Annotated in this window: 14 protein-coding genes; 5 read left to right on the forward strand and 9 right to left on the reverse strand. The window is 62.0% G+C overall.

The window, feature by feature from the left end:
* Positions 1-4: 4 nt before the first annotated feature.
* The 6 genes from nuoG to IRI77_RS20740 are packed head-to-tail and all read right to left on the reverse strand — an operon-like array spanning position 5 to position 6,119.
* Positions 5-2,086 (reverse strand): NADH-quinone oxidoreductase subunit NuoG, encoded by a 2,082-nt coding sequence (gene nuoG, locus IRI77_RS20715; protein WP_194446930.1) that lies wholly within the window; start codon positions 2,084-2,086, stop codon positions 5-7.
* A gap of 9 nt (positions 2,087-2,095) precedes the next feature.
* Positions 2,096-3,418, reverse strand: coding sequence for an NADH-quinone oxidoreductase subunit NuoF (nuoF, locus tag IRI77_RS20720; protein WP_194446931.1), 1,323 nt, complete (start codon positions 3,416-3,418; stop codon positions 2,096-2,098).
* 24 nt (positions 3,419-3,442) lie between these two features.
* A complete protein-coding gene (locus IRI77_RS20725) occupies positions 3,443-3,925 on the reverse strand; it encodes an NADH-quinone oxidoreductase subunit NuoE family protein (RefSeq protein ID WP_194446932.1) in 483 nt (160 codons plus the stop codon).
* Between the two features lie 17 nt (positions 3,926-3,942).
* Complete coding sequence (gene nuoD / locus IRI77_RS20730; protein ID WP_194446933.1) at positions 3,943-5,178, reverse strand: NADH dehydrogenase (quinone) subunit D; 1,236 nt, start codon at positions 5,176-5,178, stop codon at positions 3,943-3,945.
* 40 nt (positions 5,179-5,218) lie between these two features.
* Entirely contained in the window at positions 5,219-5,707 is a 489-nt protein-coding gene (locus IRI77_RS20735; protein WP_194446934.1) for an NADH-quinone oxidoreductase subunit C, read from the reverse strand.
* A 13-nt stretch (positions 5,708-5,720) separates the two neighbouring features.
* A complete protein-coding gene (locus IRI77_RS20740) occupies positions 5,721-6,119 on the reverse strand; it encodes an NADH-quinone oxidoreductase subunit A (protein WP_194446935.1) in 399 nt (132 codons plus the stop codon).
* A gap of 60 nt (positions 6,120-6,179) precedes the next feature.
* Between IRI77_RS20740 and thiS the strand changes: the two genes are divergently transcribed.
* The 5 genes from thiS (at position 6,180) to IRI77_RS38100 (ending at position 10,552) form a co-directional block, all read left to right on the forward strand.
* The gene (gene thiS, locus IRI77_RS20745; RefSeq protein WP_228486234.1) at positions 6,180-6,413 is read left to right on the forward strand and encodes a sulfur carrier protein ThiS; all 234 of its coding nucleotides are present in this window, start codon (positions 6,180-6,182) and stop codon (positions 6,411-6,413) included.
* A gap of 120 nt (positions 6,414-6,533) precedes the next feature.
* A complete protein-coding gene (locus IRI77_RS20750) occupies positions 6,534-7,034 on the forward strand; it encodes a MerR family transcriptional regulator (protein WP_194446936.1) in 501 nt (166 codons plus the stop codon).
* Positions 7,035-7,155: 121 nt separating this feature from the next.
* Positions 7,156-8,772, forward strand: a complete 1,617-nt coding sequence (locus IRI77_RS20755; protein ID WP_194446937.1) for a S41 family peptidase — start codon at positions 7,156-7,158, stop codon at positions 8,770-8,772.
* Positions 8,769-9,815: a glutamine-hydrolyzing GMP synthase gene (gene guaA / locus IRI77_RS38095; RefSeq protein WP_228486235.1), complete on the forward strand. Its 1,047-nt coding sequence runs from the start codon at positions 8,769-8,771 to the stop codon at positions 9,813-9,815. The genes IRI77_RS20755 and guaA overlap by 4 nt, the downstream gene beginning before the upstream one ends.
* Positions 9,746-10,552: a GMP synthase (glutamine-hydrolyzing) gene (locus tag IRI77_RS38100; protein ID WP_228486236.1), complete on the forward strand. Its 807-nt coding sequence runs from the start codon at positions 9,746-9,748 to the stop codon at positions 10,550-10,552. The genes guaA and IRI77_RS38100 overlap by 70 nt, the downstream gene beginning before the upstream one ends.
* A gap of 3 nt (positions 10,553-10,555) precedes the next feature.
* On the opposite strand, the gene IRI77_RS20765 is transcribed toward IRI77_RS38100, so the two are convergent.
* Genes IRI77_RS20765 through mutL form a run of 3 tightly spaced genes read right to left on the reverse strand, consistent with a single transcriptional unit; the run spans position 10,556 to position 13,883 of the window.
* The gene (locus tag IRI77_RS20765) at positions 10,556-11,380 is read right to left on the reverse strand and encodes an isocitrate lyase/PEP mutase family protein (protein WP_194446938.1); all 825 of its coding nucleotides are present in this window, start codon (positions 11,378-11,380) and stop codon (positions 10,556-10,558) included.
* Entirely contained in the window at positions 11,377-11,940 is a 564-nt protein-coding gene (locus IRI77_RS20770; protein WP_194446939.1) for a cysteine hydrolase family protein, read from the reverse strand. The genes IRI77_RS20765 and IRI77_RS20770 overlap by 4 nt, the downstream gene beginning before the upstream one ends.
* An 8-nt stretch (positions 11,941-11,948) precedes the next feature.
* A complete protein-coding gene (gene mutL / locus IRI77_RS20775) occupies positions 11,949-13,883 on the reverse strand; it encodes a DNA mismatch repair endonuclease MutL (protein WP_194446940.1) in 1,935 nt (644 codons plus the stop codon).
* Between the last annotated feature and the right edge of the window lie 22 nt (positions 13,884-13,905).

A 13,905-nucleotide genomic window follows, 5' to 3' on the forward strand; every position in this document is an offset into this window, starting at 1 on the left:
TGCCTTACGGTTTGTACAACTGTCCCGGTGCTTCCATGACTCGATTGAGCATCTTGGAGTAGCGCCCCAAGGTGCCCGATGTGAAGAGCGTATCGCCAGCTGAGCGAATATACTCCGGCTTGCCCGTCTGAGGCACGCCGCCGTTCACCGCGGCGGTCTGCGCCGCGCCGCCGGTGGCGATCACCGGCAACGGCACATTGTAGCCCTGGACCGTCCGCCGGATCTCCTCGAAAACCTTGTCCGACGTCCAGATGCCCAGGTTCAGGCCAAGCTCCTTGGCGAGCAGCCCGAAGATCTCCAGGTCCGACTTCGTGCCCATCACCTTCGGCCCCTGCTTCAGGCGCTGCACTTCGCCGCAGACATTCGTGACCGTGCCGTTCTTCTCATAGGCGCTGGCCGCGGGCAGCACCACATCGGCGCGCTGCGCGGTCTCAGTGAGGAACAGGTCCTGAACAACCGTGAAGGTGCTGGTACCGGCCGGCGCCGTGGTCTTGAATGGATTCGACCCCACCACCCAGAGCACGTCGAGATCGGCCGCGGCCAGCATCTCGTCGCGCGACAGGCCAACCGCCGGAGCGGCATGATAGCCGGGTCCAAGATTGGGCAGCAGCCCCATGTCCATGGCTCCGCGCGAATTCGCGTAGTCCACCAGGCACACATACTTCACGGGAATTCCGAGCGACTCGCCGAACTCCACAAGCTGGCGGACCGCCTGCCCGCGGATCGCATCGCCGAACAGGATCACCAGATCGCCGTGCTTCTTCAGATCCTCGGCCAGCGACTGCGCCGTCCCCAACTCCTGCCCGGCCTCGCAGTGCAGGCTCTTCGCCGCATACTGCTCTTCCCTCACCACGCCGCTGGTCACCGTATAGACGGCAGCCTGGTGATGCCGGAAATTCGCGCGCAACTGGAAGGCCAGGAACGGATGCTGCTGCGCCAGATCGCTGCCGATCACCAATGCGGCCTTCGCATTGTACAGATCAGCCGACGTCGCCAGCTTTCCGGTCTTCCCGCTCAGCGCATCCAGCAGCGCCGGCACGTCGCCCGACCGGTGATGGTCAATGTTCGCCGTACCCAATCCCTGCCGTGCGAACTTCTGCAGGTAGTAATTCTCTTCGTTGCTCGTGTGGGTGGATCCGATGATGCCGAACTTGCCGTTGCGCGCCTTCACCTCTCCGAAGCGGGCGGCCACCGCCGCCAGCGCCTCACTCCAGCTCACCGGCTCCAGATTGCCGTCCTTGCGCAGCAGCGGCGATTGCAGCCGCTCTTCGCTGTGGACGAAGTCAAAACCGAAGCGGCCCTTCACGCACAGGAACTCGCCGTTCACTCCACTGCGATCGCGGTTATTGGCGCGGATCACTTCCCCATTGCGCACGCTCAACGTGGTCTTGCAGCCATCGGAGCAGTGCGTACAGATCGTACCCGCGTAGTTCATCTCCCACGGACGCGACTTATACCGGTAAGTGCCGGAGGTCAGCGCGCCCACAGGGCAGACATCGATACACCAGCCGCACTCATCGCACTCGAGGTGGTCGCCGTGGCTCGGCGTGATCTCGGCGGCCACGCCGCGATAAGTCAACCCCAGGGCGCCGACGCCGATGCCCTCGTCGCACACGCGAATGCAGCGATAGCAGAGAATGCAGCGCGCGGCATCGTAATAGACCGCCGGGCTCCACTGCTTTTCGTCGACGTGGTGTTTGATCTCGACGAAGCGGCTCTCACCCGCCCCGTAGCGGAACGTCATGTCCTGCAGTTCGCACTCACCACCCTTATCGCACACGGGACAATCCAGCGGATGGTTGGACAACAGAAACTCGAGCGTACCCTTGCGCGCCTCGACAACCTTCGGCGACTCGGTGTAGACCACCATGCCTTCCGCCGCGGGCAGCGTACAGCCCGGCTGCAGCTTGGGCATTTTTTCCACTTCCACCAGGCACATGCGGCAGGCGGCCTGCAGCGAGAAGCCTTCGTAGTAGCAGAACGCGGGCACTTCAATACCGACCGTCTTGGCAGCTTCGATGACCAAAGTGCCGGCCGGCACCTTCACCTGTCTACCGTCGATTGTCAGCGTAATGGGATCGGCCATGTCTTCTCCCTACAACACAACCAGGGGTTGCGTCTGAGGCGCTGGCATAAAGACCTGCGCCGACTGAATCTTCGCCTCGAACTCTTCGCGGAACTTCCGCACATAACTCATGGCCGGCATGGCCGCCGCATCACCCAGGGCACAGAAGGTCCGGCCCATCATACCCTGTGCGAGCTGATCCACCATGTCGATGTCCCGCTTCGTACCCACGCCTTCATCCAGGCGCGCCATGATCTTCTTCAGCCAGGTCGTGCCCTCGCGGCAGGGAATGCACCAGCCGCAGCTTTCGTGCGCATAGAAGGCCATCAGCCGCGCCAGTACTTTCACGATGTCGGCCGTCTCGTCCAGCACCACCGTGGCGCCGGAACCCAGCATCGAACCCGCCTTGGCCAGCGAATCATAATCGGCCGGAATGTCGCACTCATCGGCGCGCAGAATCGGGCTGGAACTGCCGCCCGGGATCACCGCTTTCAGCTTGCGGCCCTTCCACACCCCGCCACCCACCTCGTTGATGAGCGTCATCATGTTCATGCCCAGCGGCACTTCATAGACACCCGGCCTGTTGAGATGGCCCGACAGGCAGACCAGGCGCGTACCGCCATTGCGCGGCGTACCCAGGCCCGCAAACCACTCGCCGCCCTTGAGGATGATCTCCGGCACGGCGCTATAGGTCTCGACGTTGTTCACGATCGTCGGAGCCTGGAACGCACCGGACGTAGCCGGAAATGGAGGCTTCAGCCGCGGATTGCCGCGCTTGCCTTCCAGCGACTCCAGCAGCGCCGACTCTTCGCCGCACTCATACGAACCCGCGCCGGTATGCGTGGAGAGGTGGAACGCCCAGCCGCTGCCCAGCACGTTGTCGCCCAGGTAGCCCTTGTCATAGGCCTCCTGAATGGCGCGATCCATGATGTCGATGTACTCGCGATACTCTCCCCGGATGTACACCCAGCCGCGGTTGGAACCGATGGCGCGGCCGGCGACGAGACACCCTTCGATCAGGCGGTGCGGCTCGTGCCCCATGATGATGCGGTCTTTGCAGGTGCCCGGCTCGCCTTCGTCACCATTGACGACGATGTACTTCGGCTTTGGCGACTTGCGGTCGACGAAACTCCACTTGAGGCCCGTGGGAAAGCCCGCTCCGCCGCGGCCGCGCAGCGAAGACTTCTTCACTTCGTCAATGATCTCTTCCGGCTGCATCGTCAGCGCCTTGCGGATGGCGTCGTAGCCTTCGTCCGCGACGTACTGCTCAAGCCAGATCGGATCCTGCTGCGGATACTTGTAGCGCCGTGTAAGGACCTTGACTTCCAGTGGATGCGGTTCGTTCAGAAGCATTTCGTATTCCCCAGAATGGATCCCCTACTGCGTCTTCTTCAGGCTCTCGATGAGCCCGTCCAGCTTCTCCGGCGTCACATTGAAATGGAAGTCGTAGTCGATCAGCATCGCCGGCGCCCACGAACAGGCCCCCAGGCATTCCACTTCTTCCAGCGAAAACTGGCCGTCCGCCGTCTTCTGCTTATTGCCGATCCCCAGCTTCTTGCAGGCGTGCTGGTACAGTTCCTCGCCACCCGTCAGCATGCAGCTCACGTTCGTGCAAATCTGCACGTGATGCTGGCCGCGCGGCTCGCGGGTCAGCATCGTGTAATACCCGATGACTTCCTCGATCTCCACCCGCTTCACCTTGAGCCGTTTGGAAACTTCTTCGAGCAGTTCCGGGGTCATCGAGCCCACTTCATCCTGGGCGAACAACAGCATCGGGATCAGCGCGCCCTTCTGGCGGCCCGCCGGGTAGTTCTGTATCATCTTCGCGAACTTGGCTTCGAGTTCGGGTGAAAAGGTCATGACAGTCTCTCTGTTCCTTAGCGGTCCACGTCGCCGAGGACGAAGTCCATGCTGCCGAGCGCGGCGATGGAGTCGGAGATCAACTTGCCTTCGAACAGCGCGGACAGGCACTGCAGGTTGCCAAAGCTCGGGGTCCGCATGAACACACGGTAAGGCTTGGAGGTGCCGTCGCTCACCGCATAGAATCCGATCTCGCCGCGGGGTGATTCCACCGGCACATACGCCTCGCCGGCGGGCACGCGGAATCCTTCCGTGACGATCTTGAAGTGGTAGATGAGCGCTTCCATCTGCGTCTTCATCTTTTCGCGGTCGGGCAGCACCACCTTCGGGGCATCGGCCTTCCACGCGCCGTCAGGCATGCCGTCCATGGCTTGCTTACAGATCCGCGCGCTCTGCCTCATCTCTTCCAGGCGGACCCGGAAGCGCGAATACACGTCGCTCTCGTTGTACACCGGCACATCGAAGTCGAACTTCTCGTAGCTCGAATAGGGCTCCGACTTGCGAATGTCCCAGTTCAAACCCGCGGCCCGGATCATCGGCCCGGTCACGCCGATGTCGAGCAGCTTCTCCAGGCTCAGGTACCCGACTTTCTGGGTTCTCTGCAGGAAGATCGGATTGGTGTTGAGCAGGTTCTCGTACTCGTCGATCTTCTCGGATAAACCATCTAGGAAACGCCCGACGGCCTTCTCCCAGCCGCGCGGCGGTTCCAGCGCCACGCCGCCGATGCGGATATAGCTCGTCATCAGGCGCTGGCCGCTGAACATCTCGAACAGCCGGAGAATGTCCTCGCGCTCGCGGAAACAGTAGAAGAAGACGGTCATCGCGCCCAGGTCGAGCGCGTGGGTGCCCAACCAGACCGCGTGGCTGTTGATGCGCGAAAGCTCAGTCAGCAGTACACGCAGCCATTGTGCCTTGGCCGGAATTTCGATGCCCAGCAGCTTTTCCACCGGCAGCACATAGGCGAGATTGTTCGCCATGTTGGACAGGTAGTCCATGCGGTCGGTCAGCGTGACAACCTGCTGCCAGGTGAGGGTTTCGGCCTGCTTTTCAATGCCGGTGTGGAGGAAGCCGATATCGGGCTCGGCCTTCTGAATGATTTCGCCGTCGAGTTCCAGCAGGATGCGCAGAACACCATGGGTGGACGGGTGCTGGGGGCCCATGTTCAGGACCATCCTGCGGCCACCGCCCGGCAGCTTTTCCGTCACCTGAGTGTCGAAGCCGGCCGGCACTGTCGTTTCATCGATTTCGTTCATGGTTCCCCTCTTCAGAACCGGACGCCCACTGCGGATCCGCTTAGTCGTTCTGGTAGCTGTACTTGTGACCGTGAACAGGGAAGTCTTTCCGCAAGGGATGACCTTCCCAGTCTTCGGGCATCATCAGCCGCTTCAGGTTCGGATGATTGTGGAACTTCACGCCGAACAGATCGAACACTTCGCGCTCATACCAGTCAGCGCCGGCCCAGACAGCGGTCACACTCTCCACCTGCGGAGCGTCGCTTCCCAGGGCGACTTTCAGCTTCAACCGCTCATTCCTCGCAATGGAATGAAGCAGGTACAGCACCTCAAATCGTGGCTCGGCAGGGAACCTGTCGATGCAGGTGACGCCCGACAGGCGCTCGAACTTCAACTGAGTCTTCAGGTACTGGCAGACCGCCACAATGCGCTCCGGCTGCACAAACAGCAGCGTCTCGCCAAACTCGTGGCTTCCGCCTGTCACCACCGCTGAGTCCCACGCCTCAATCGCGGCAGGCACGGCCATATCCTTCAAATTGTCCGGCAACATTCTAGCGCCCCCTCTAGCGCTGGCTATCCTGCGGGCTCTCCTCAGCGGCCCAATTCAATACCCCCTTCTTCCATATGTAGAAGAAGCCGGCCAGCACAAGGCCGATGAAGAGAAGCATCTCGAAGAACCCAAACAGCTTGAGGTCGCGATAGACCACGGCCCAGGGATACAGGAAGATCGCTTCAATATCGAACAGGATGAAGAGCATCCCCACCAGGTAGAACTTGACGCTAAAGCGCTCCTTCGCGGAGCCCGTCGGTGTGATGCCGCATTCGTAGGGTGTGTCTTTAACTTTATTCTTGACGCGTTTACCCAGTAAAACGCCCGCGCCAAGCAATCCCGCGGCCACTGCGGCAGCCAAGATCACCTGGACCAGGACCGGGAAGTATGCTTCTAAGACAGATGTGGGCATGAGTGCGGTTGTCGAGTCCCCGGGGCGTTAACTTTTAACTATAATGACCCTCAGAAGAGCGTGTCAAACCAACTTGGTGGTCTCGATATCCCTATCAAAGTCAACGGCGAAGACCGAATCGTACCTGCTGGTCTGAATATCCGGCAGCTTCTGGCCCACCTGGGTCTCGATTCAGGCCGCGTCGCGGTCGAACTCAACCGCGAGATCGTCCGCAAACCGGACTGGGAATCCACTGCCGTCGAATCCGGCGCCTCCCTCGAAATCGTCACCTTCGTGGGTGGCGGCTCGCGCTGAAACTGCCCCCCATTCCCTAGTGGCTCGAATCGGCATTGGGCCAGATCTTGCGAATTGACTTCCCTACCCCCTCCTATAGACTCGTGTATGAGTTTTGGCCCCAAACAGAAAGGGAGTGAGATGTTCAAAACAAAATCGCGACAGGGTGCACCCGCCCCCGGAGAGCGGACGTTTTCGAGCGCTGACGTGTCGCGTTTGTCCGGAGTCAGCCTCCGGCAACTGCAGTGGTGGGATGAACAGAGGGTGGTATCTCCCCGTCACGAGGGCCACAAACGAATCTACCTGACTGAGGAAGTTGTCGAGGTCAGCGTTATCGCCGAACTCCGCCGCAAAGGCTTCAGCTTGCAGAAAATCCGCCGCGTGCTGCGCTTCCTGCAGCGCGAGATGGGCAAGCGCCTTTCCGATATCCTGAACGCCGGCAGCGATTTGCACCTGCTCACTGACGGCAAGTCCATCTATCTCGAGGAGAGCCAGGAGCGGATCATCGATCTGCTCAAAGCCGCCAAGCAGCCGATGTTCCTGGTCTGTGTAACGGACCAGGTCCGTCGGCTGACGGTCACCCCTCGCAAGCCGCCGAAGAGCGAGACCCCGGCCGTCGCGCGCAAGTCCAAGGCTGTCTAGCGGCTCCCTTGCGGGAATTTAGACCTTACTTTTACATTTCTCAAACCTACAGGGCCTCTGCGTCGTCTAACGGCTCAGAGGCCCTGCGTTATACTTGGGTCAGGTCTGGGGAGGCCACTACATGCGCCAATTCCGCGCTTTTGTCTTTTCTTTGCTGGTAATCGCGTCGTGCGCGATTGTCGCCGGAAACTTCGGCCCCGGCGCTTCGGCGCTGGCCGAATCCTCTGCTGCCCCAGCCTCGGCCGACGACGAACTCAGTGCCGGTCTCAAGACCTTTACCTCCATCTACCGGCTGGTCGAAGAAAACGCCGCGGACAAAGTAAACCCGGACAAGGCCATCTATAAAGGTGCCGTCCCCGGCATGCTTCGGACCTTGGATCCCCACTCCAGCTTCTTCGATCCCCGCGACTTCCAGCAGCTCCGCGAAGACCAGCGCGGCTCTTACTACGGCGTTGGCATGACCATCCAGCCGAAGGATAGCCGCATCGTCGTCGTGGCCCCGTTCACCGGCTCCCCCGCCTACAAGGCCGGCATCCGCCCGGGCGACGTGATCATCGAAGTCAACGACAAGCGTACCGACGGCATGAACACCTCCGAAGTGGCCGACCTGTTGAAGGGCCCGAAGGGCACCAAGGTCCAGGTCCTGATCGCTCGCGAGGGTGTCGACAAGCCTATTACTTTCAATCTGATCCGCGGCGAGATCCCACGCTTCAGCGTCCAGAACGCCTTCTGGCTCAAGCCAGGCATCGCCTACATCGACGTCGAGAGCTTCAACGAGAACACCTCCAAGGAACTCGAAGACGCCATGCACAAGCTGGGCGAAGCCAACGTCAAGGGCCTCGTCTTCGACCTGCGCGACAACCCCGGTGGGCTTCTGAATGAAGGCGTCGCCGTCGCCGGTCACTTCCTCCGCAAGGGCCAGACCGTTGTCAGCCACCGTGGCCGTTCCTCCCCAGAGCGCCCCTACACCGCCAGCAACGGCAGCTCCGCCCGCGACTATCCCATCGTTGTGATGGTGAACCGCTACTCCGCCTCGGCCGCTGAAATCGTGGCCGGCGCCCTGCAGGATCATGACCGCGCCTGGATCTTCGGTGACAACACCTTCGGCAAGGGTCTCGTCCAGACGGTCTTCCCGCTCTCCGAGAACACAGGCCTCGCCCTGACGACCGCCAAGTACTACACTCCGTCCGGCCGCCTGATCCAGCGCGACTACACCAGCGGATCCTTCTACGAGTACTACTTCAACCGGAAAGATGGAGCACAGAAAGACACCACAGACGTCAAGATGACCGACGCCGGCCGGGCCGTCTACGGCGGCAACGGTATCACTCCAGACGAGAAGTTTGTCGTTAAGTACAACAAATTCCAGATCGAACTGGCTCGCCGCAGCGCCTTCCGCGACTTCCTGCCGAAGTATTTCTCCTCGCACAGCACGACGCTGGCGAAGGACTGGACTCCGGATAACGCGATGCTGAACGAGTTCCATGAATATGCGCTGAAGAACAACGCACAGTTCACGGAAGCCGAGTGGGCCGAGAACAACGACTGGATCAAGACCCAACTGAAGCGCGAAGCGCTCATCACGGCTGTATCGCTCGATGAGTCCCTTCGCTATGCCATCGAAACCGACCCGGCGGTGTTGAAAGCAATGGAGTCCCTGCCCAAAGCCAAGGCCCTGCTGCTCGACAATTCCAAGAAGCAGATGGTTCAATTGGATAAGAGGGCCCGTCGCGATTGAACCAGTCTCCTGACCAAGGTACACGGCCGCAAATCATCGTACTTGATACGGGTGGTCAGTATTGCCACCTGATCACACGCAAAATCCGTGAACTCGGCGTTTACTCCGAGATCCGCCCAAGCGAGACCCCTGCCTCTGAACTGGCAGGGGTTTTGGGCATTGTGATCTCCGGTGGACCCGCGAGCGTTTATGAAGCCGGCTCCCCCCAAGTCGATCCTGCCATCTTCGACTTGCCCTGTGCCGTACTTGGCATCTGCTACGGCCAGCAACTCATCGCCTGGCACTTGGGCGGCACCGTAAGTCCCGGGAAAAAGGGCGAGTACGGCATGGCCCACCTCGACCTCGAGTCGAGCGCAGCGCTGTTCCAGGGCGCTACCGGCCGCCAGCAGGTCTGGATGAGCCACCGGGACACCGTCACCGCCGCACCCGCCGGCTTTGACATTTACGGCGCCACCGAAACCTGCGCGATTGCCTCCATGGGCAGTGCCGCCCGGCGCATCTACGGAGTCCAGTTCCACCCCGAGGTCGTCCACACCGAGCGCGGCCGGCAGATCCTTTCCAACTTCCTCTTCGGTGTCTGCGGCTGCGAATCCGACTGGAGCCCGCGCGAGCAGACCAGCCGCATCGAGGAAGAGATCCGGCTACGCGTCAGCGACCGGAATGTCTTCTTCTTCGTCTCCGGCGGCGTCGACTCCACGGTTGCCTTTACCCTTTGCCTGCGAGCACTTGGCCCGGAACGCGTGCGCGCCCTCTACGTCGACACCGGTCTGATGAGGGATAGCGAAACCCCGTTCGTCCAGGGCGTCTTTGAATCCCTGGGCAAGGGCATCTTCGCCGTCGAACACGCCGAGGAGCGGTTCCTCAGCGCCTTAGCTGGCGTCCGCGAGCCCGAAAAGAAGCGCCACATCATCGGCGAGAAGTTCGTCGAGGTCCAGGAACAGATCCTGGCCTCCGGCCAGTTCATGGAAGGCAATTGGATTCTCGGTCAAGGCACATCTACCCCGACACCATCGAAAGTGGTGGCACGGCCAAGGCTGACCTGATCAAGACCCACCACAACCGCGTCTCCGGCATCCAGAAACTGCTGGCTGAGGGCCGCATCGTGGAACCGCTCCACCTGCTCTATAAGGACGAAGTCCGTGAAGTCGGCCGCGAGCTGAACCTGCCCGAGGAACTCCTTTCGCGTCATCCATTTCCAGGCCCGGGCCTGGCGATCCGCTGCCTCTGCGAGGACGAAGTGCAACCCGTCGAGCGGCTCGACGCCGGCTGGCTCGCCCCGCTGCACTCCGTGGGAGTCCAGGGCGATTCGCGCACCTACCGGCCCGTACTTTTACTGGAAGAATCGCCAGCCACCCCCGGCGTGCACGCCCAGGCAACGGATTTGATCAACCGGCTGGCAGGCATCAACCGCGTAGTCGCGGTCACGGGCACCCATTCCCCTGTGGCTGACCTGAAGACCTCGGTGGCCTACATCACGGCCGAGAGGCTCGACCGGCTTCGCGCGGCCGACTCTATCGTCCGGTCCCTGTGTCTATCTTCCGGCTTCGAGCACAAGGTCTGGCAATTTCCGGTGATTATCGTTCCGCTCGGAGCGGGCGACCGGCCGGATTCCATCGTCCTGCGGCCCATCGATTCAGTGGACGGCATGACGGCGCAGTCCGTCGCCATGCCCCAGGAACTGCTCGACGAGATGACCAGCGAGCTGCTCGCGCTGCCGGGAATCTGTGCGGTCCTGTACGACCTGACGCACAAGCCGCCGGGCACCATCGAGTGGGAGTAACTCCTACTCCGCAAACAGCTTGTTAGCCGCCGGGTAGCTCAGTGAGCATTCCGTAAAAACGCTGTATGCCCCGGTGGCCAGCAATTCCGCCGCGACAGCTTGGGCCACACTCAGGGCCGCACGCGACGGCCCGGATCCTGTACTGACCCGTCTCACCCCTAACTCCTGCAGCCGGCCCGTAGCCGGTACGCCAGCGTTCGCCAGGATGTTGATCGGCTTGGCCACGGACTGCACCAGGGCGCGGATCACGGTTTCATCTTTGACCGCCGGGACAAACAGCGAATCCGCCCCGGCTTCCGCATACGCCCGTATCCGCTCAATCGCCAGGGCAAGCCGGCTCGCCGGATCCCCGATCCCCGCCAGAAAGACATCCGTCCGGGCATTCAGGACGATATGGACACCCGCGGCGTCAGCCGCCGCCCGAACAGCCTTCACGCGTTGGACCTGTTCGGCCAGGGGGATCAGGCCGGTCGCGCCATCGCTCTCCATATCCTCCAGATTCATCCCGACCGCCCCGGCCTCCAGCACCCCGCGCACGGTGCCTGCAATGTCGCCATAACCGGCCTCGACGTCCGCCGTCACCGGCACCTTCACCGCCTCGGCGATGCGCTGCACCACCGCCAGCATCTCCGCCGCCTGGATGCGCTGCCCGTCCGGCTTCCCATAGGTGAACGCAACGCCCGCGCTGGTTGTAGCAATGGCCGGGAAGCCTGCCTTCTCGAAGATGCGGGCGCTGCCGGCATCCCAGGCGTTAGGCAGCACGAGAATTTTCTCTCCGTGGTGCAGATTCAACAGAATCTTGGCTTTAGCCTGCAAATCAGAACTCATGACAGGGCCCCCATTATCTCCGCGGCTGTCGCCACCGTACAGTACTCACCGTGCAGGTTTGCCAGGGACATGGCATGAACTTCGTCAGCGCTCCGCAGAACGCCATTCCAGTCCACCTTGGCAAAGGTGAAACAGGCATCGGCGACCAGGAATACCTGATAACCCAGGCAGGCTGCGTGCCGCACGGTGGACTCGACGGAATTGTTGGTGATCACACCAAAGACGACCAGAACCTCGTGGCAGCCGGTGGCCATGCGTTCGCCCAGCTCCGTCCCCTCAAATGCACTGCCGGTGTGCTTGCCGGTCACCGGCTCGTCGGCATGCGGGACGAACTCGGATTTGAAATCGTGGCCAGGTTGCCCCGGCCGGTAGGTGGAGTGGGGCTCGACGGAGTCGTGGCGGACATGGTACACCGCCCGGCCGCTGTCTCGCCAAGCGGCCAGCAGCGATGCGCCCACCTGTTCAGCGTTCGGATTGTTGCGGACACCCCAGGACGGGTGGTCGATGGCGTGCTGCAGATCGATCAGGATCAGTGCCGCAGTGGCGGGGATACTCTCCATACCCCATTCTAGATGCGGTGGAAACTCCGCAGGATCTCGCGCGTGGAGTACCGCAGCGCCACCGGCCGCCCGTGCGGGCAGCTCATCGGATATTGCGTCCGGGCTAGCTCCCGCAGCAGGTAGTCCATGCGCGTCTGGTCCAGCCGCATGTTGATCTTGATCGCGGCGCGGCACGCCACCGACGCCGCAATTCCGCGCCGGAAATCGTCCACACTCACCCGGCGCAGCTCCGTCTCGGCGATCTCGAGGATCTCAAAGATAGCCCGTTCCAGATCACCCGTGGACAGATCCGAAGGCGCCGCCTTCACCGCGATGGTCCGTTGGCCGAATGGCTCCGTTTCGAAACCGGCTCGCGCCAGGTCGTCGGCGATCCGCTCATATTCCACCTGCTGCGACGGCGTCAGTTGCAGCACGATCGGCAAAAGCAGCCGCTGCTGCTCCACCCGGCCCGCCGCCTGCTGCGCCAGCACCTTTTCGAACAGAATCCGCTCGTGCGCCACGTGCTGGTCGATGATCCACAAGCCATCCCTGCCGGCGGCAATGATGAAACTATCGTGCAGTTGCCCCATCACGCGCAGGTCATCGAGCGAGACCATCCCCTGCGGCGCATCCAGGTCGTAGCCCGCAGGAAATCCACCGTGTGTATCCGGGATCTTTAGTCGCAGCGGTTCGGCGCCAGCCGGCTGCGGATCCATGGTGATGGGTTCGCCGCCGCTGAAATCGAACCGCGCTGGAGGCGGCGCCACGGGCCGCAAAGTGTACTCCGGAATCTGCATCGACTGGGACGGTTGGCCCTCTTCCGGAGGCGGCAACACCGGCCGGGCTTCGTCGTAGCGGAAGTTCTCGATGGTCTGCGTGAACTCGGAGTACGGCAGCCGGGTCGCGGATTGCCCCGACGGTCCCTCCAGGAAGGGCGTACCCGGCGGCGGCGCGCTCGGCACCGGCCTCTGCTCGATCAGCGTGGCCCGCAGCGAATCCCGAACATGGTCATGGACATAGCTGCTGTTCCGGAAGCGTACTTCGGTTTTCGAGGGGTGGACATTGACGTCCACCTCCGCCGGATCGCAGTCCACAAATAACAGGGCAAACGGGTAGCAGGCCGGCGGCATCAGGTTGTAGTAGGCCGCAGTGATGGCGTGCATCAGCAGCCGGTCGCGGATCAGCCGCCGGTTTACAAACAGGAAGATCGAGTTCCGATTCGTCTTCTGTACCTGGGGCCTGGAGATGAACCCGGACAGGCGGAAACGCCCCTCCCCAACATCGCGTTGCGGCAGTTCGACGAGATCCTCCAGCGCCTCGGCTCCGAAGACCTGGAACACGCGTTCCCGGTCAGTAAGCACCGGAGTCACGCGCAGCAGTTCCTTCCCGGCGTGGGTCAGCTCGAACGATTTCTCGGGATGGGCCAGCGAGTAATGGGTGACGAGCGAGGCGATATGGGCCAGTTCCGTCTGGTCGCTCCGCAGGAACTTCTTGCGCGCCGGAACATTGAAGAACAAGTCGCGCACGCTGATGGCGGTGCCCGCCGGCAGGGCGCTCTCTTCGCAGCTCAGCAGCTTTCCGCCGGAGATCTCGACCCGTGTACCCGTCGGCTCGTCGGGCGACCGGGTCTCCAGGACGAGCCGCGAAACCGAGGCAATGGACGGCAACGCCTCGCCGCGAAACCCTAGCGTAGCAATCGCTTCCAGTTCGTCAACATTCGAGAGTTTGGAGGTGGCGTGCCGCTCAAACGCCAGCATGGCGTCGTCGCGCAGCATGCCGCAGCCGTTGTCGACGATGCGCAGCAACCGGCGGCCGCCACTTTCGACTTCGACCCGGATGTCAGTCGACCCGGCGTCCAGGGAGTTTTCGAGCAGCTCCTTGATGACCGAGGCAGGCCGTTCCACCACCTCACCGGCGGCGATCTTGTTTGCGACGTTGTCGGAGAGAATGCGAATGCGGCCCATAAAAAAGAAGAGGGCAGGCCGC

It is taken from the genome of Paludibaculum fermentans, assembly GCF_015277775.1.
Taxonomy (GTDB): domain Bacteria; phylum Acidobacteriota; class Terriglobia; order Bryobacterales; family Bryobacteraceae; genus Paludibaculum; species Paludibaculum fermentans.